The 16,895-nt window shown below is 69.2% G+C and carries 10 protein-coding genes and 4 pseudogenes; 10 read left to right on the top strand and 4 right to left on the bottom strand.

The features are described 5' to 3' along the window. A pseudogene (locus ACIBAD_RS36825) lies at window positions 1-532 on the bottom strand (transposase); the annotation flags it as partial. 101 nt (window positions 533-633) lie between these two features. Here ACIBAD_RS36825 and ACIBAD_RS36820 point away from each other — a divergent pair. Both ACIBAD_RS36820 and ACIBAD_RS36815 read left to right on the top strand, forming a co-directional pair. After that, window positions 634-1,120: pseudogene (locus tag ACIBAD_RS36820) on the top strand (transposase); the annotation flags it as partial. Window positions 1,121-1,142: 22 nt separating this feature from the next. Further along, on the top strand, window positions 1,143-1,274 hold the full coding sequence (locus ACIBAD_RS36815) for a hypothetical protein (protein ID WP_398911368.1): 132 nt from the start codon (window positions 1,143-1,145) through the stop codon (window positions 1,272-1,274). Window positions 1,275-2,187: 913 nt separating this feature from the next. Here the strand turns inward: ACIBAD_RS36815 and ACIBAD_RS36810 are convergent. After that, window positions 2,188-2,498, bottom strand: a pseudogene (locus ACIBAD_RS36810) (transposase); the annotation flags it as partial. 223 nt (window positions 2,499-2,721) lie between these two features. On the opposite strand from ACIBAD_RS36810, the gene ACIBAD_RS36805 reads away from it, so the two are divergent. Continuing rightward, a complete protein-coding gene (locus ACIBAD_RS36805; protein WP_398911364.1) occupies window positions 2,722-5,460 on the top strand; it encodes a WD40 repeat domain-containing protein in 2,739 nt (912 codons plus the stop codon). An 89-nt stretch (window positions 5,461-5,549) separates the two neighbouring features. Here ACIBAD_RS36805 and ACIBAD_RS36800 read toward each other — a convergent pair whose 3' ends face one another. Continuing rightward, window positions 5,550-5,954 (bottom strand): DUF3662 domain-containing protein, encoded by a 405-nt coding sequence (locus ACIBAD_RS36800; protein ID WP_134068474.1) that lies wholly within the window; start codon window positions 5,952-5,954, stop codon window positions 5,550-5,552. A 493-nt stretch (window positions 5,955-6,447) separates the two neighbouring features. Here ACIBAD_RS36800 and ACIBAD_RS36795 point away from each other — a divergent pair, with 493 nt between their 5' ends. From ACIBAD_RS36795 to ACIBAD_RS36775, 5 genes are all read left to right on the top strand, one after another. Beyond that, entirely contained in the window at window positions 6,448-6,972 is a 525-nt protein-coding gene (locus ACIBAD_RS36795; RefSeq protein WP_398911362.1) for a hypothetical protein, read from the top strand. A 90-nt stretch (window positions 6,973-7,062) separates the two neighbouring features. Further along, window positions 7,063-7,377: a DUF6980 family protein gene (locus ACIBAD_RS36790; protein ID WP_398911360.1), complete on the top strand. Its 315-nt coding sequence runs from the start codon at window positions 7,063-7,065 to the stop codon at window positions 7,375-7,377. Between the two features lie 251 nt (window positions 7,378-7,628). Further along, complete coding sequence (locus ACIBAD_RS36785) at window positions 7,629-9,251, top strand: alpha/beta fold hydrolase (protein ID WP_398911366.1); 1,623 nt, start codon at window positions 7,629-7,631, stop codon at window positions 9,249-9,251. Between the two features lie 489 nt (window positions 9,252-9,740). Then, a complete protein-coding gene (locus ACIBAD_RS36780; RefSeq protein ID WP_398911357.1) occupies window positions 9,741-10,730 on the top strand; it encodes a magnesium and cobalt transport protein CorA in 990 nt (329 codons plus the stop codon). A 247-nt stretch (window positions 10,731-10,977) separates the two neighbouring features. After that, the gene (locus ACIBAD_RS36775; protein WP_398911355.1) at window positions 10,978-11,214 is read left to right on the top strand and encodes an XRE family transcriptional regulator; all 237 of its coding nucleotides are present in this window, start codon (window positions 10,978-10,980) and stop codon (window positions 11,212-11,214) included. 314 nt (window positions 11,215-11,528) lie between these two features. Here ACIBAD_RS36775 and ACIBAD_RS36770 read toward each other — a convergent pair whose 3' ends face one another. Then, on the bottom strand, window positions 11,529-13,970 hold the full coding sequence (locus tag ACIBAD_RS36770; protein ID WP_398911354.1) for a tetratricopeptide repeat protein: 2,442 nt from the start codon (window positions 13,968-13,970) through the stop codon (window positions 11,529-11,531). A 1,106-nt stretch (window positions 13,971-15,076) separates the two neighbouring features. Between ACIBAD_RS36770 and ACIBAD_RS36765 the strand changes: the two genes are divergently transcribed. Beyond that, window positions 15,077-15,589 carry a hypothetical protein gene (locus tag ACIBAD_RS36765; RefSeq protein WP_398911352.1) on the top strand — a complete coding sequence of 171 codons (513 nt, stop codon included), beginning with the start codon at window positions 15,077-15,079 and terminating at the stop codon, window positions 15,587-15,589. A 305-nt stretch (window positions 15,590-15,894) separates the two neighbouring features. Beyond that, window positions 15,895-16,713, top strand: a pseudogene (locus ACIBAD_RS36760) (IS5 family transposase). Window positions 16,714-16,895: the final 182 nt, after the last annotated feature.

Here is a 16,895-nt window from a genome sequence, read left to right as displayed (position 1 = left end):
TGGGGTTGGGGGGTTGATGGTCAGACCGGTGGCTGTGAGACAGCCGTCGATGAGGTCGGGTCGGAGTTGGATTCTGCGTAACTCGCGACGGAGTGTGCGGTCGAGGTCGTCGGGGGTGTCGAAGGCGGTGTTGGCCGTAGCTCTGCGCACGAGCGACCAGACGGCTTCGACCGGGTTCAGGTCTGGCGCGTATGCCGGGAGGCGGATGGTGGTGAGCCAGTCGTGCTCGGCCTCATACCGCTTCAGCCCGGCGGCCAGGTGGGTGTTGAGATTGTCCCAAATCACCACGATGGGTCCGCCGAGCTGGATATGGGCCCCTCACCAGCAGGTCGCGGTAGTCCTGCCAGGAGAAGCTCTTGCGGGCGTCCTTGAGCAGGAGATGGTTGCGGGGCCGGTGGATGAGACGGCTCTTCTCGCCGGGTTTGTAGCAGCACAGCGCGGCGACCGAGGTCCGGCGGCGGGAGCGACCGCGGACGCGGATGACGGGGGTGTGTCCGCGCCGGCCCCAGGTGCGGGCGCGGGGCGGCGTCATGGAGAATCCGGCCTCGTCCTCGAAGACGAGCCGAAGTCTTCGGGGGCATGAAGCGAGGGTCTCGTTGATCCGTTTGTGACGACAGATCTCGAAACCCTCGCGACAGCACTCTACGGACGCTGGCGGTCATGCAGGCCGTCCTCGGATTCGTCTCCGAGGCCAGGTGGCTGCGGTTCGCCCGCGCCCATCTGGCCGCCGAGTTCCCCTACCTGCCTGGCCAGTCCGGCTACAACAAGCGCCTGCGGGCTGCGAACCCGCTGATCAGCCGGTTCATCCGCACCCTGGCCCGGGACACCGACCCTGTGGCACGACGACGTGTGGATCGTGGACTCCACCCCCGTGGAATGCGCACGCTCACGGCCCACCGTCAAACGATCCGACCTGGCCGGCTGGGCCGGCTACGGCTACTGCGCCTCGCACTCACGGTTCTTCTGGGGGCTCCGCCTGCACCTGCTCTGCACTCCCGGCGGACTCCCGGTCGCCTGGGCCCTGACCAGCCCCAAGACCAACGAACGCGAAGTCCTCGCCGACATGCTCACCGGCAACGCGGACCTCTTGGCCACCCAACGGGGACCTGTGGCTGCGGGACCGGGGCGCTGGCACCTGGACCATGCCCGAGTTCAACCCGAAGGAGTTCCCGGCCCGCTGTGGCGAGGTTCTGACGTGGAACCAGCTTGCCCGCGAGTTCGGCCCGCTGACCGCACTGGCCGACGACCGCCGCATCGGCGGCGGCCGGCGCTGACCGCGCAGCCTTCTGGGACGACCGCGCCCCTGAAGCGCCCGTTACGGGTAGCTGGGAGCTCCAGCTCACCGCCGAGCTCGACGATGGCGGCGAGCAAGGAGCGGTTCGACGCCGAGTCCTGGGGGCGCCGCCACCACTGACCGGCGTCAGGTGTCGGCGGCCGCCTGGACGGCGGGCGGCCGCCGCCACCGCACCTGAGGCAAACGCCGCGACTTCTGCCGGTCGGCACTGGCAAGGGCAGGCCAGCGCACCCTCTAGGTCCCGAGCCCGGCCGTGCGCGCCCGAAGCCCGGACAGGGACGGTGGGTGATGCTGCATCTTGCTCCGCTGCACCGGTGCCGAATCATTGTTGCGGACCAGCGCAAAGTGGTAGGGCCCGGGAGCCGAAGGGGGGGAAGGGGGCGCCCGGGCCGGTGTCGCGGTACCGCGGGGGAGCGGTGTGCATTCCGTCGCGACAACCGGAGAAACGATTCACCGGCGAGAAGGTAACGCCGTAGCCAGCCAGCCAGCCGGCCCGCTGCCGTCTGGCGGAGCCGCGCCGCCCAACAGGCATCAGGCCCCCTGGGCAGGCCCCCTGTGCCATCGGCGCAGGGGGCCTGCCGTCGTGCGGGCAGGGCTACTGTCGGCGGAGCGGGCATTCAGCCTCGGGGCTTCTTGGCTGGCTCAACTCGCCACTTGCGGTGCGCTGCCAGCAGGCTCTCGCGCTGGTCGGGCTTGGCATCGCGCAGCGCCATGCGCAGGGTGATCAGGTCGCGGACGTCGCGAAGCAGACCTGCCGGCTTCGACTGGGCCTTGCGCCGCCACAGCGCAAGAACCCCCCAACAGCACAACGGGGCCGCTGGCCGCCGCCAGTTCGATGGTCATCTCCGGTTCCTCCATAACGATCTGCCGATGCAGACGAGACCGGCCGGCCGTTCACCTCCCGGGCGAAATAGGCTGCTGCCCGGCGCAGAATCTCGCGCTCCAGCTGCCACTCCTGCTCGGCCTTGTGCAGCCTGGCGTTCTCCGCTCGCAGTCGGGCCAGCTCGTCCGTCGTGCTCACGCTGTCATCGCGGCCCTCGGGCGCGGCCTGGGCCTCGTCCTTGCGCACCCACGTCCGCAGCGACTCCGCGGTAACACCGAGATCCGTGGCCACCGACGCGTACGTCCGCTTCCCGGCCGCAGCACGATAGAGCGCGACAGCGTCCTTCCTGAACTCCTCCGGATACGGAGACCTGCGTCCCACTTGGACATCCCTCCCTGGACCATCAAGATCCATTGTCAGGTCCACTCCAAAGGATCAGCCCCACCGACGCGACTCACCCCCCGTGTTCGACAGGCCCGGCCTGCACGGTTCACCGAAAAGGGTCGTGTCGGTTGCAGAGCTGGCGCCTGACGCGGAGACTGCCGCCTCACGATGCACCCACACTGCGCCCCCGATGTCAGTGCCGGATCATAGTCTCGGGTGCATGAGCGAACGACCAGTGATGGACCCGCGCGACGTGCATTCCTTGCTGTCGAATCCCAGTCTGCTCCTCACGACGGAACCGGACCGTGTCATCGAGCTGTTGGCCCACGCAGACGACTCTCGGAGCCGGGCCGTAGCAGCGGCGTACCGGGCTTCGGCGGAAGTGCGCCGGACGCTGGCACCGGTTCAGCGACGCCAGGTGCTGATGCTGGAGGCTGCACGGTTGGGTGACACGGAGCTGGCTGCCTGGTTCGGCAGCGCGGATGTGCCGGGGCAGCCCGGTCCGCAGTGGGGTCCGCAGTGGGCGAGCGGCTCTGCTTGCGACCCTCGCTTCCTGCGCACGTTCACGGGCCACGGTGCTCCTGTGACGGCCGTGTCGACGACGGTTGTCGACGGCCGGCCGGTCGTCGTAGCGGGAAGCAGGAACGGGGCAGTGCGCGTATGGGACTTGACGACCGGGAGCCTGCGGCATGAGCTGATGACGGGCCGTACCGACCCGGTGTCGTCCATGCCGGCCGAGCTGCGGGCCGTGGCCACGGCTCTGGTGGACGACCGTGCCGTGGCGTTCACACTGCACGCCGATGGGCCGGTGGGGGTGTGGGATCTGGAGACGGGCCGTTCGGCGGGCGAACTCGTCGACATGGTGGACTGCGCGACCCCGGCTGGCCGCCGCGTGGCTTTGACCATGGGGAAGGACCAGACGCTGCAGGTGTGGGACCTGCTCACCGGGGCCCGGATCAGTGCGTTTCCCTGGGTCAGGGACATGGGCGTGCTGGACGGGCGCCTCATCGCCGTCACCGCCGCTGTGGACCAGCCGGTCCAGGTGTGGGATCTGATGGCCGACCGTCAAGTCGCCGAATGTCTTCCAGTCGTGGATGCCTTCCTCGTCGAAGGGCGGCGTCCTTTCGCTGTCGTCGGGGAGGAAGGCGAGGTGGCGCGCACGTGGGACCTCGTCACCGGTCACATGGTCCAAGGCGCCGAGCTGGCAGAGTTGGAGTTCTCCGAGGCGGAGGGCTTGTCCGGCGTGTCAGCTGTGACGGCGGTCAACGGCCGAGTGGTCGCCGTTACGCTCGACTACCAGGCCGAACCGGAACTTGTCGGGAACTGGACTGCCGACTACCGCGACAAGGGGGCGTCCATCCGAAGACGCGGGACCGCGGTCCTGGGCGCGAGCCGGGTCGTGCTCTGTGCGGGAGCCGATCAGACACTGCATGTCTGGGACCTGACGACGAGTCGTCAACGCATCGATGGCGTCCGGGCCATGGGGAGTGTCCCTACCGGGGACGGACTACTGGCCCTGTCCCCCGACCCGGGCGAGCGAACGGACCTATGGGACCTGGTCGCGGGCCGCAGAGGCGGTCGGATCAGTGCCGGGAACGCGGTAGGAGCCGGCCCTCGGGCCACTTCCCGGTCCCTGGTACTGCAGGGGCGAATGGTCACGCTCGCCGCCGAAAAGGACGGCGCGGTCACGGTGCTGGACGCGGTCGAAGGGTGGCCCTCGGGCCGGCCGCTCACCGGCCACACGGATCGGGTGTGCGCCGTGGACACTGTGACCTCCGGACAAGGGACGCTGGCGTTGACCGTCGGCCTCGACCAGACCGTGCGGGTCTGGGATCTGGAGACCCGGGAGCAGCAGGGCGAGCCCCTAACCGGGCACACCGGCCAGGTGTGGGACCTCGACACCACCGTCGTGGAGGGACGTCCGGTGGCCCTGACCGCTGGCGATGACCGCACGGTGCGCATGTGGGATCTGACCCGGGCCCACGATAGCGGCCGACACCGATGCGGACATGTCGGCGCCGTGGTCGCCCTCGCCACGACGATTCTCGACGGTCGACCTGTGGTCATCAGCGCAGGCTCCGACAAGACCATACAGACGTGGGATGCGATCACCGGTCGGCAGGTCACCGGTGCCCTGCACAACGAGGCAGCCGTCATGTCGACAGCGATGGTGGACGGGTGCCCGGTCGTCGTGACCGCCGGCCCCGACGCGACCTTGCACGTTCTCGATCCCGTCACCGGCCGAGAAGTTCGCCCAGCAACGCCCAGCCACCACGGCAGAGTCCTCGCCATGGCCACGGCAACCCTGGACGGAGCGCCCATAGCGGTCACCGCGGGCAGTGACCGGACCGTGGGGGTGTGGGATCTCCACACCGGCAAGGCATTGTGGGCACCCCTCACCGGTCACTCCAGCCGTGTCACAGCCGTTGCCACCACCGTTCTGGACGGACGGCCCGTCGCGGTGACGGGCGGCTGGGACAAGTCGGTGCGGCTGTGGGACCTCACCACCGGCCGCCAGGTCGACGAGCCATTGACCGGCCACACCGACTGGGTGATCTCTGTGGCCACCGCGACGCTGCCCAGCGGTCCTGCCGCGATGACAAAGGGGCGGGACGGAACGGTCTGCCTGTGGGACCTCGGCTCCATGACTCAGGTCGGCAGCCACGAACTCACCGAACCAGGTGCGGGCGGGGCGATGGCCGTCACCAGGACCGATGACGGGCAACTCGTGGCGGCCGTCAGCCATGACGACACCGTGCGGTTCCTCGACCTGGCCACAGGGCGCAGGCCCACCACCGACTATCTGCTCCCTCTGCCCGTGCACGCGCTCACAGCCGCACCGCATGGTGGTCTCGTGGTCGCGTTCGGCCCCGAGGTGGCAGTGCTGCGGCTCCAGGCGTCCGGCGCTGTGGAAGTCGCGCAGGCTGTTGCTGCCGCGAGCGGAGCCATCCGCCCATGAGATCCGGATTGTCTCACTCGACGTGCCCTGCGGGGCTTCGTCCTGCTAGCTGTCGTGTTGTCCGGAAAGTTCGCGACGGGGCTGCCGGGTTACGCGTCCGGAGCGCTCAGCGGCGCGGACGTGATGTGTGCCATGGGGGCACAGCGGACCTGGTAGCGGCCGTTGGGGACGTGCTCGGCCGCGGCAAGCTGCACGGTCAGCGGCCCGGCCCATTCGTAGCCCTGGCGCTCACCGTGGCGCTCCAGCCGGTCGGTCAGCTCCTGCCCCACGACCGTGAGGTGCGGGCCGATCTCGGCGTACACGGGCGGAGGCAGCTCGACGGTGTACACGTTCGGCACCACGGTGCGGTGGGAGCTGCACACGACGGCCTCCTCGTCGCACGTTCGGAGCAGCGCCTCGACCACCTCCGCCTCCGCATCACTGCCGAACAGCTTCTCCACCAGTGCTTGCTCGGCCCGCTCGATCGCCCGTTCCCAGCCCTTCAGTGTGTCCATGAACCGCACCTGCCCGGGTTCCGCGACGTCACGCGCCCGCGAGGGCGGCGGACACCCGGCAACGCACGGGAGGGTCGGCGAGAACGTGGCCCTCGCCGACCCCGGACACCCGTGGAGGCGTCCGGTTCACCTCGGTGTGAGGAAGCCGCGACGTCCTGGATGTGACCCGGCTCCGCGCCGGGCTGGTCGCGGCGAACAGCCGGGCACAGCCATCGACCGCGGAGGCGTCTTCCGCCACCCGCTGCGCTCAACTGGGTTCCTCACGGCCCGACATGATCCCGGACGGCATGCCTACGTCGCTTGAACGGTGATGCCCTCACCCGGTGGCGTCCTCCTGCGCTCTCTGCCCGCAGCCAGCAGGAGGCCCGTGCGCTCCGGTCATAGTCCACCCTTCCCGCCGTAGTATGGAGAGCAGGGTCCCCTCTGCGGGCACGTGCTCGGTGGCTCGCAGGTGACGGGGTGCTCCCTGTCGGGCAGAGGTCATAATCTCGCCATGAACATGCGCGCCGTGCGGGTGCTGTTGGCGGTCCTGCTCGTCGGGACCGGCCTGAGCGGATGCTCCCTCCTCCCCCCGTTCGAGACCTGCGAGGGAACCGGGCCGGCCGTGGCCGAGCTCGACGAGCTGCCCGCGCTGGCGCTGCGTCCCGAGGGAGCCGTGTCCGTCGGCGGTCCGTGGGCCGGGTCCTCCTGTGTCGACGACACCGCGGGCGCCTGGCTCTCCGCGCAGCGGCTGTACGCGTACGGCGGGACCAGGGAAGAAGTGCTGGAGTACTACGGCCGGGAGGCGCAAGCGGCGGGATGGCGTCCGGTGCAGGAGCTGAACGTGGGGCCCGACGGCCGGATGGCTGTCTTCTGCTTCGAATCCGCCGACCGGCCGAGCATCACCCTCGCCTTCGACTCGCCCGAGATGCTTCGCGAGATATACGGGGTGGCGCCGGACCCGAGGGCCCTGCTCGGCGTGGACGTCCGGACCTGGTTCTCGTGGTCCGCCGAGGCCGCCCCGACGGTTCGCGCATGAGCTGTTACTAGAAGCCCCGCGGGCCCGTGCGGGCTCCGGCGTCGCGAGCGGCTCTTCTGGGTGCAGTACCGATCAACGAAAGACGAGGTCATGACCCACCACTGCTGCGAGGCGATGAACAGCCGCGCGAACGCGCGCTGCGACCAGCACGACGACCCCTTCGCCTGCCCGGACGCGCTGATCAGCTTCAGTGCCAAGTTCAGGGAGTATGGGCTGGTCATCCATGACGGGGGCACCTCGAGCATCACGATTGACTTCTGTCCCTGGTGCGGGCGGCGTCTCCCCGAGTCACAGCGGGACCGGTGGTTCGACGAGTTGGAACGCCGGGGGATCGATCCGTGGGAGGACGAGGTGCCTGCCGAGTTTCGGGACGACCGCTGGCTCGCCGCACTTCCTGAGAACTGACGGGCCGTCATTGCGCGACCGGCAGGTGTCGACGGAGTACACCGCCATGCTCACCACCCGCCGCGGACGCCCTGGCATGGGCCGCGTGGCGAGGCGCCGTACGGTCCGGTGACCGCAGCGTCGAACGTCGACGACCCCTCTCTGAGTCGCCCTCGGTACTCCGACCGTCCACCCCTGAGCAGGTGACGGCCCAGGTCGGAGAGGTAGTGACATTCCCGGCAGACGCAGACCACGGCGTGAGTGAATGGGGCATGCTCTTCGACTTCACGCACGACTACGACGGTGAACGGCTCAGCGGTGTTTACGGCGGTGATCTGTCCGGGGCCACGGCCGTAGTGCTCCATGGCGCAGGCACCAGCAGTACGGAGCGACTGCTCCCGCTGCTGCGGGAGTTCGTGGCCCGCGGCTGCCGCGGGCTCGGCTTCGACTTTTCCGGGCACGGCGAAAGTACCGGGAAGCTCGGTGAGCTGAGCCTGCGGCGACGGTTCGAGCAGGCCGTCGCGGTGATCGACGCGTACGCGGGGGCCGACGGGCCGCTGGTCCTGGTGGGGTTCAGCATGAGCGGGCAGACGGTGACCGATCTCGTCCGGCACTATGGGGATCGAGTGGCGGCGGTGGGGCTGTGCGCGCCCGCCGTGTACACCACCAAGGCATGGGACGTGCCCTTCGGGGACGGAAACGGCCAGTTCAGCGTCATTATCCGGCGGCTGGAGAGTTGGCGTGAGGCGCCCGCGCTCCAAGTGCTTCGGGCGTACGAGGGCCGGGCTGTGCTCGCCGTGCCGGGCACGGACCCGGTGATCCCGTCGGCGGTGACCGAGGCCGTACAGGATGCGCTGGTCACGCGCGCCCAGTACACGCGGTTCGACCTTCCGGACGCACAGCACCAGCTGGCAATGTGGTTCCGCGATCACGGTGACGACCGCCGGGAGTTCGTGGAGGCGGTGCTGACCGGTCTCGACGACCGTGGCTGGACGGCCACACGTGCGTGGGTGGCCAAGCAGGTCGGACACGGTCGGTCGGTCGCCGGCGCACGCCTCCTGTCCGGTGGCTGGAGCTCACAGATGCGCCGAGTCACGCTCGACGACGGCACGGACCTGGTCCAACGGACTTTCGTGAAGCCGTTCTTCCGCCACCATGGGCCCGGGCTGTTGGCCCGCGAGGCGTCCGTCCTGACCATGCTCGCCGGGCAGGATGGCATCCCCGCTCCCGGGTTCGTCGCTGTCGATGCCACGGGCGAGCACTGCGACCACCCGACCCTCTTGATGTCCGCTCTGCCGGGTCGCGTCCGCGTGGACGAGGAGGACCTCGACCGGCGCATGGACCTGCTCGCGGCCCAGCTCGTCCGCGTCCACAACGTCGTACCGGCCGAAACACCGCGCACGTACCAGGCGTGGACGTCCCCGGAGCACGTCCGCAATCCGGACGGCTCCCTGTGGGAGCGGGCCGTGGACGTGATCCGCCGCGACGCGCCGCCGTACGAAGGCTGCTTTCTGCACCGCGACTTCCACCCCGGGAACGTGCTCTTCACGGGAACCGGGTTGGGGCTGCAGATCACCGGCGTCGTGGACTGGGTCGAGACCTCGTGGGGACCTGCCGACCTGGACGTGGCACACTGCTCGACCGCACTTGCGCTGCTGCACGGGCCGGCGTACGGAATGGAATTCCGCGCGCGGTACGAGGCGTACGGGGGCCGCGACCTCGCCGACGACCCCGACCACCTGTACTGGCGGCTGCTCGACGCCCTGCACTACTGCCCCGACGCGGCGAAGCTGGCCGGGCCGTGGCGCGACCTGGGGCGGGACGATCTGACCTCCGAGGTGCTGGGAGAACGGCTGGAGGCGTACGTGGACGGGCTGCTGCAGCGATACGGCTGACCGGCCCCGGAACCCGGGGCGTGGCGCGTGAGCAGTGGTGCGGGCTTGCGGCAGTGCTGGGGGGCATACGAGCAGCACCCTTCGAGAGGAGCTTGTTCATGTTCGGTATAGCGGCAGCGGTACTCTTCTTCATCGCGTTCCTGATCAACGCAGCGAGTATCGGCACCAACGATGTGTTCTCGTCGACGAACGTCACGCTGCTCGGCCTGCTGGCCCTGGCCTGCACGTGGCGGGTATCGGGGCGGGCCGCATCTCCAGACGTCGCTGAACCCCTCTGCCAGGCGGTGAGGGTGATGGCCCGTCACCGCCCGGCGCGGGCCAGCACGGGCCGTACGACGGCCGCGAGGCGGAAGCCGCCGGAACACTCATCGAGGTGGGTGGTTTGTCGGGCAAGAAGAAGCCAGACGAAGCCACGAGGACGACAGCGCAGCTCGGCCGGTGGTGCATGAATCCGGCAGGTTGAAGCATGTGCGTGAGATGGAATGCGTCATGTACGAGGAACGGTCCGGGCGGGCACAGGTCGTGGAGTGCGGCCTGGAGGACGAGGCCTGCCAGCTGGTGTTGAAGCGGCTGCGGGGGCTGGGCGAGGGCGAGTTCGGCTGGGTGCGCCTGGTCGATCCGGCCGAGGCCGAACTGGTCAAGCTGGGAGAAGAGCTGGGACTGCATCCCCTGGCGGTCGAGGACGCCGTCCAGGCACAGCAGCGCCCCAAGCGTGAGCGCTTCGGTGACGTGCTGGCCGTCGCGGTGAAGACGCTCTGGTACGTCGATGCGGATACGGCCGTGGAGACCGGGGAACTGATGGTATTCGTCGGCCCGAGGTACGTGCTCACCGTGCGGCACGGCCCGGTCGATCCGGCCGCTGAAGCCGCCCGTCGCCTCGAAGCCGACCCCGACATGCTGCGCTTCGGCCCGCTGTCCGTTCTGCATGCCGTACTGGACGTGGTCGTGGACGCCTACAGCGACTCCGCGGACAAGGTGCGATCCGCGCTCACGCAGCTGGAGGACTGCGTCTTCTCCACCTCGCGCGTGGACCACACCGAGGCGATCTACTCCCTCAAGCGCGAGGTGCGGGAGTTTCGTGACGCGGTACAGCCGCTCGTACCCGTCCTGCAAGGACTCCTGATCGGCCCGGCTCAGGACGGGCGGGGCTACCCGCCGCGGGTGCTGCCCTATTTCCGTGACGTCGAGGACCATCTGAACCGTACCGACACCGAGGTTCGATCCCTGGACGAGCTGCTGAACTCGGTCCTGGACGCGCAGCAGGCGCGGGTGGGGACCTGGCAGAACGACGACATGCGCCGCATCTCGGCCTGGGCGGCGATCTTCGCGATCCCCACCATGGTCGCTGGCGTCTACGGGATGAACTTCGAGCACATGCCCGAGCTCGGCTGGAGTTACGGCTATCCGCTCGCCCTCGGACTCATGGCTCTGGCATCCGGGCTCCTCTACCGATCCTTCCGCCGCAACGGCTGGCTCTAGCCAAGCGCTCCACGAGGGCGGCACGTGCCGCAGGCCGGCCACGGTGCCGACCAACGCTTCCCGCCCCGCCCATCGGCCTCGATCCTGTGTGCCTCGTCGGCGCGCGGCGCCTGAACCGACTCTGCGCGGACGCCAGGCAGCTGCCGACGCCCTCCCTCAGCTGCTGCATCGCTGTATCTCACGAGCATCGGGGCCATCCTCGGATACGGCGCGGCATGAGGGGCACGGGGCGGGGCATGAGCGGCAAATGGCAGAGCTGTCGCACGTTCATGAAGGAGCCCTGCGCCGCCGGCACCTCAGGGTGCAGGCCCTCGCGGACCGCACCGGTATCGGCCCGCCAGGCATCAGGGTCTTCGTACGGCACGGCACCACCGGGCCCATGCATCCCATGGAGCAGGATCTCGGCGGACTCGCCCACGCCTTCGATCTCCCCCCGCCCGAGGTCCTTACCGGCGCCGCCCTCCCCGGCGTGGCCGGCGCGTGATGCCGGACCCGGCGGCACCGACGGCCGCCTTCCTCGCGCTGGCCCTGCCCGGAGCACTCCTCGCCGCCGTTCTCGCCCTTGGCCGGTACGAGGAACTCCTCCTCGCCCCGCGGACCGCTCCACTGCACCGGCGCCTCGATGGCTGCACGATGGCGGCCATCAGCGCCGCGGGGGCGGCGCCGCGCCGTCAGCTGTCGCTCTTCATGCCGGTGCAGCGTCGTCATTTCTGCCGGGCATCGAAGACCGGACCATCTGAGCTGCGGATGGCCACTGGCCTGACCCGTTGGTCAACAGCGCCTTACGGTGTGGAGCCCTTATGCCTCCGTGTCGGAAGCGTCTAGGAGGCGATGAGTGGAGGCGAGGACGTCGCGGGCGCGGGTGGTGTGGGGGTGATCATCTCCGAGGAGGCGGATACGTGCCGCGAGAACTTGCTCGGCTAGGGGGAGAGCATCGTGGTGCCGGCCGAGTTTGTTGTAGGTGACGGCGAGATTGGCGCGGGCCCGGTGTGTGTCGGGGTGGTCGCTGCCCAAGAGGCGGATGCGCCCTGTCAGGACCTGTTCCTCCAGCAGGGCGGCGGCATGGTGGTGGCCGAGATGGTGGTGGGCGCCGGCGAGGTTGGCGCGTGCGAGGTAGGTGTCGGGATGGTCCTCGCCATGGATCTCGGTGTACGCGGCCAGCACCTGCTCGCACAGGGAGAGGGCCTCGTCGTGGCGGCCGAGTTCTCTGTAGGTGGCAGCAAGGTTGCTGCGAGCAAGGTGCGTATCGGGGTCTTGCTCAGGGGGGTCGCGAAGCAGGCGTGCGGCGAGGACTTGTTCGCACAGCGGGAGGGCGTCCGTGTGCCGGCCGAGCTGGTTGTAGGTGACCGCGAGGTTGGCCCAGGCCCAATGGGTGTCCGAGTGCTCGTCACCGACGGTGCGGATGCGCGCTGCCAGGACCTGCTCTTCCAAACGAAGGGCGGTCTCGTAGTCGCCGAGGTGGCTGTAAGTAACAGCGAGATAGGCGCGCGATGTATGGGTGTCTGGGTCATCGCCGCCGTACATGCGAATGCGATCGGCGAGGACCTGCTCCTGCAACAGCTGCGCCTCGCTGTACTGGCCGAGCAGGTTGTACGTCGAAGCGAGAGAGGTGCGTGCGTTCAGCGTATCGGCGTGTTCGGGCCCGCGCTTCTCCTCAGTGACGGTGAGGAGAAGCTTCCAATAGGAGAGGGCGGACTGGAACAGGCCGCTGGAGACCATGGTTCTGCCGGCATGGAAGAGCACCTCGTGGGTCTCGCTCTCCCACAGGTACCGTCCGGGGTGCCGGGTGAGCGTGACGGTGTTGGCAAGCAGGACGGCGGAGAATTCGCGGTCAGGGCTCGGGCCGTCGGGCCAAATTTCGAACAGAGCGTCAGCGGCGGTCCGCGCGAGGAGAGACTGCAACGCGTGGGGAGTTGCCTCTTGGACCGCGCGGGCAGTCAGCGCATGGATCCGGACCTCCTGACCAGTGCTCTGCAAGTCGTGGGTAATGAGCGCGTACCGGTGCAGGGCGAGGAGACTCTCCCGGACTTGCGATTCGGACACTGGAACCGGTATTCGATGCTCGTCGGTGTCGAGTCCTGCGAGATAGCTCAGTACTGCGCTGCTGCCCCAGAGTGCGGCCGGTTGCCCGGCGGGGTCCAGGAGCGCGGTGAGCTGCAGCACGGGGAGGGCGAGTCCGCGCGGGGAGGCAGCCTCGGCCCCGGCACGGGAGAGCAGCAATGCGGCGGTGACCTGGCGGCCGTAGTTCTCGGCATCTGCCCATTCGGGCAGCACCTCGTCCAGACTCCGCTCCCGGTCGCGGAGCAGCTTGAGGTAGTCGGCGCAGGTCATCTGCTGATTGATCAGATAGGCGACCGCGTGCCCGAGCGCGAGCGGCAGAAAGCCCAGCTCATGGGCGAGCTGCTCTTGGGCGCCGTCGAGGAGGTGGGGCAGGGAATCGGCGGTCAGCCGGTCATTGAGGTAGGCCACCGCCTCCTCAGAGGTGTACACGTCGACGTCGATTTTCCGGCGGCCCTGGGCCGTCAATCGGCCGTCCTGAAGGCGGCTGGTGACCAGGACCCACCCCTGCCCGGAGTGAACCCCGGGCCACCACGGTGCGAGCCCGGCCGGGTCGGTGACGTCGTCCAGGACGACCAGCCATCTGCGCCTGGTCACAGCCAGCCACCCCAGAAAGGCCCGTGCATCGGCCTCAACGTCCTGGCCCAAGGCACCGGGGGCCTGGACGAGCCGCGCTGTGTGGGCAAAAAGGGCTACGACCTGCTGTATCTCCGTCGCGCTTGCCCACAGCACGAGATCGGTGCCCGCGCGTATGGCGTCGTGGGCGTAGGAGGCGGCGAACTGCGACTTGCCCACACCGCCGCCCCCGGACAGCACCTGCGCAAGCACCACATCTTCCCCCGTGCTCCGCGCCTCATCAATGATCGCGCGTAGCACAGGGCGGGGCTGGAAGGAGGAGGCGAGCAGCGGCAGTGCCCCAACGCAGAGCGGCCATGTGACCGGCGCTGCCACGGCAGGAAGATGAAAGTTGGCGACGACGCTGCCTGCCCCCAGGGCGCTCCCGGCGATGTCGCGCCCAGCAGCCGTCCCGTAGGTCGCTGCGCTCACCGACCCCAGCGACGACAGTTGCTCAGGGGGCAGCCGTTTGACGTCGGGCTCGCTGACGGGTCCGGCACCTGAAACCGTGTTGCCCTCTTCGGCGGGGACGTCCTTGCGCCTGCTCCACGGCCAAAGCGGTGTCATTGGACCTGGCTGCCATCGCCGAGAGCGCTGCCGCTGATGTCGCCCCCTGCCGCGATCCCGCCCGGATCGGCCACGATGCTTCCCCTGTCCGCCGGCGGACCTGTTGGTCCCGCTGTGCCTGATGTCGCTGGAGGCCGCGCGGCCACGCGGGAATCCGCGCCCAGGGCGCTGCCGGTGATATACCCGCCAGCAGCTACGCCTCCCTGCCCGGCCCGCACCCCCGGCGTAACCGAGGGAGCGCTGTCCCGCACCAGGGCGAGGACCGCGACCACCAGCCCCGCACCCGAGAGAACAGCACCCACGACGCTTGCGACCTTGTCCCCGGCATCAAGATCGGCCACGGCTACGACCCCAAGCAACCCCACCGCGACGACAGCGGCAACCACCACCGCCCCCCGCACAACCCACCGCGCCCCCGCTGAAAGCCCTGCCATCGCAGCCCCCTAATCTCCCCGCCGCCAAGAGCACGACGGCCGCTCCCTGTCCCCGTGCTCGCAGGCTAGACGCTCACCGTCAGCTCGTCCTCAACTTTGCGCGACTCGGCGTCCTGTTCGGCGCCAGGCCAGCAAGTGACCCTCCGTATGGCGAAGTCGGGAGGAGGGGAGAGATGACCCTTAGACAGGCAGTCAAGGCGGAGCCGTGCGTATGGTGCGCGACGACCGTGGCCGCCCCGGGCCGGCCAGCTCATCGGGCGGTGCCCGGACACCGTGGTCGAGCACCGGCGCGGCAGCTGCCCCGTCCCAAGCGCAGTCACTGCTGGCACGGCTTTCGCGCTGTGCCAGGCGTCCACGGCCCCGGGGACGGCCCACCACGTGCAGATCCGGCAGGCCCCCGGTTGGAGCAGTACGAACAGCGCCAGGCCGCCCTGGCCGGCCAGCGGGCCGCCGAGCAGGAGCAGGAGGTCAAAAGGGAGGCCGCCGCGGCGCAGCGGAAGGCCCGGGCCGACGAGCGGAGGGCCGCGAAGGCGGCCGAGGGCAGGGCAGCCGCAGTCGCCACCGCCATCGGCATGTCTGGCTGGAGTTTACAGCGGCGTCCGGGGTGTGGACGGGGAGGCGGCGAGCGTGTGTGGGGCGTGGTGTAGAACGCTCGGCATGGAACCTTCAACGGTGAGCGCGGGCATACGCGCGGCAGGACAGGTGACGGCATCGCTGATGGGCCGGTATCGGCCGCAGGGGGTGCCGCGGGTGGGGAGTGCGGAGGAGCGGGGGCAGGCCTATCGGCGGTTCCTGGACGCGGTCGCTCGGGTGGGCTCGGCCGCGAACTGGTTGAACGGGCAGCGCACCGGGCCTCAGGACACGGTTGCGGAGCATACGGTCGAGGAGGCGATACGGCGGCTGACCGATGCCGGTGACGAGCTGCTCGGCGCGATGTCTGGGATACGGCTGTGCGCCCCGGCCTTCGTACTTGAGAAGGCTGAGGCTCTGACCCGGGCGCTGCCGAACTTCGGCCTGGACCGCGCCGAGTTCCAGACTGCGCAGAAGGAGTTCCTGGCGGCGCAGTCGGCGTTCCTGGACGTCGCCCGCCACGATCTGGGGTACAACCCCAAGTGGTACAGCGTGGGGGCCTGGTGGACTGCCCGCACCTACCGAAAGCAGGCGGCCGGGTCCGCAGGAAGCTGACGGTGAAACCGACGGGGACGTAACCCGAGGCAGGCAGGGAAGATCGGCTTCATGATCAGAGGAGTGCCAGTGGTGGGCGCTGGCTCCGGTGTGGGAGCGGAGCGGACGCCCGGCTACCGGCGTGGTGGTCCGCGCTCGTGTCGTACGCGCCGGACGGCAGCCCGCTGTGCATCGAACCGGTCTGGGCCCGCTGGGCGTGGGAGTTCGAGACCGCCGACTATGCCCGCCGACCGGTGGAGGTAGACGTGTGGCCGGTCGCGGAAGGCGGGGTGTACGTGAAGGTCAAGGGCACCGCTGAGCAGCCGGTGATCGACGTGTTGAACGCCACCCGGGCGGATGCACTGCGCCTGTGCCGGCCCGCCCGTGTCCGCCCGAGTGCGGACACGGGCGGGCCGCTGACGGCAGCCTGCAGTAGCTGGGGGGTCAGGAGGGTCGCTCTGGCGGCGATCGTGTTCGTCGCCACCTCGGGCTGTACCTGGCAGCAGCTGCCCGCGGCATCGTTCGGACCATCGGGGGCGACAGCCCACCGGCGCTTTTCCGAGTGGACGAAGGCGCGGGTGTGGGCCAAGCTCCACCGTTTAGTCCTCGACGAACTCGGCGCCCGCGGCGAGCTGGACTAGTCCCGCTGCGCGATCGATTCCGTCAACATGCGGGCCCTGAAAAGGGGGACCTGACAGGTCCGAATCCTGTCGATCGGGGCAAGTACGGATCGAAGATCCACTTGATCACCGAGAGGACCGGTCTGCCCCTGTCCGTCGGAATCTCAGGGGCGAACCTGCACGACAGCCAGGCACTCGAACCCCTCGTCCGCGGCATACCTCCCATCAGGTCGCGCCGCGGACGCCGGCGGCGCAAGCCCGGCAAGCTCCATGCAGACAAGGGCTATGACTACGCCCACCTGCGGAAATGGCTACGTGGACGCGGCACCACACACCGCATCGCCCGCAAGGGCATCGAGTCTTCGCAACGTCTGGGCCGCCACCGCCCGGCTCATCGAACGCACCATGGCCTGGCTCGCCGGCTGTCGCCGACTCCACCGCCGCTACGAACGCAAAGCCGAACACTTCCTCGCCTTCACCAGCATCGCCTGCACCCTCATCTGCTACCGCAGAGTCGCCAAATGAGATGGCGTCTATGAGGTCGTTTTCAACTTGAGTGTCATTTTTTGGAACTGTTTGTCCTCTCCGTCGCTGTGTTGCCGGTGGGGCTGCAGTGGCGACTCTGCCTGGTGAGGCCAGTGGTGTGACGGGTGGGGCAGAGGCCTGCTTGCGCCTGTCTCATTCCAGGACGCCCGGGTCTGTCCCGT

This window comes from Streptomyces sp. NPDC051109 (assembly GCF_044455885.1).
Classification (GTDB): domain Bacteria; phylum Actinomycetota; class Actinomycetes; order Streptomycetales; family Streptomycetaceae; genus Streptomyces.
This window is presented reverse-complemented; position numbering and strand designations above follow the sequence as displayed.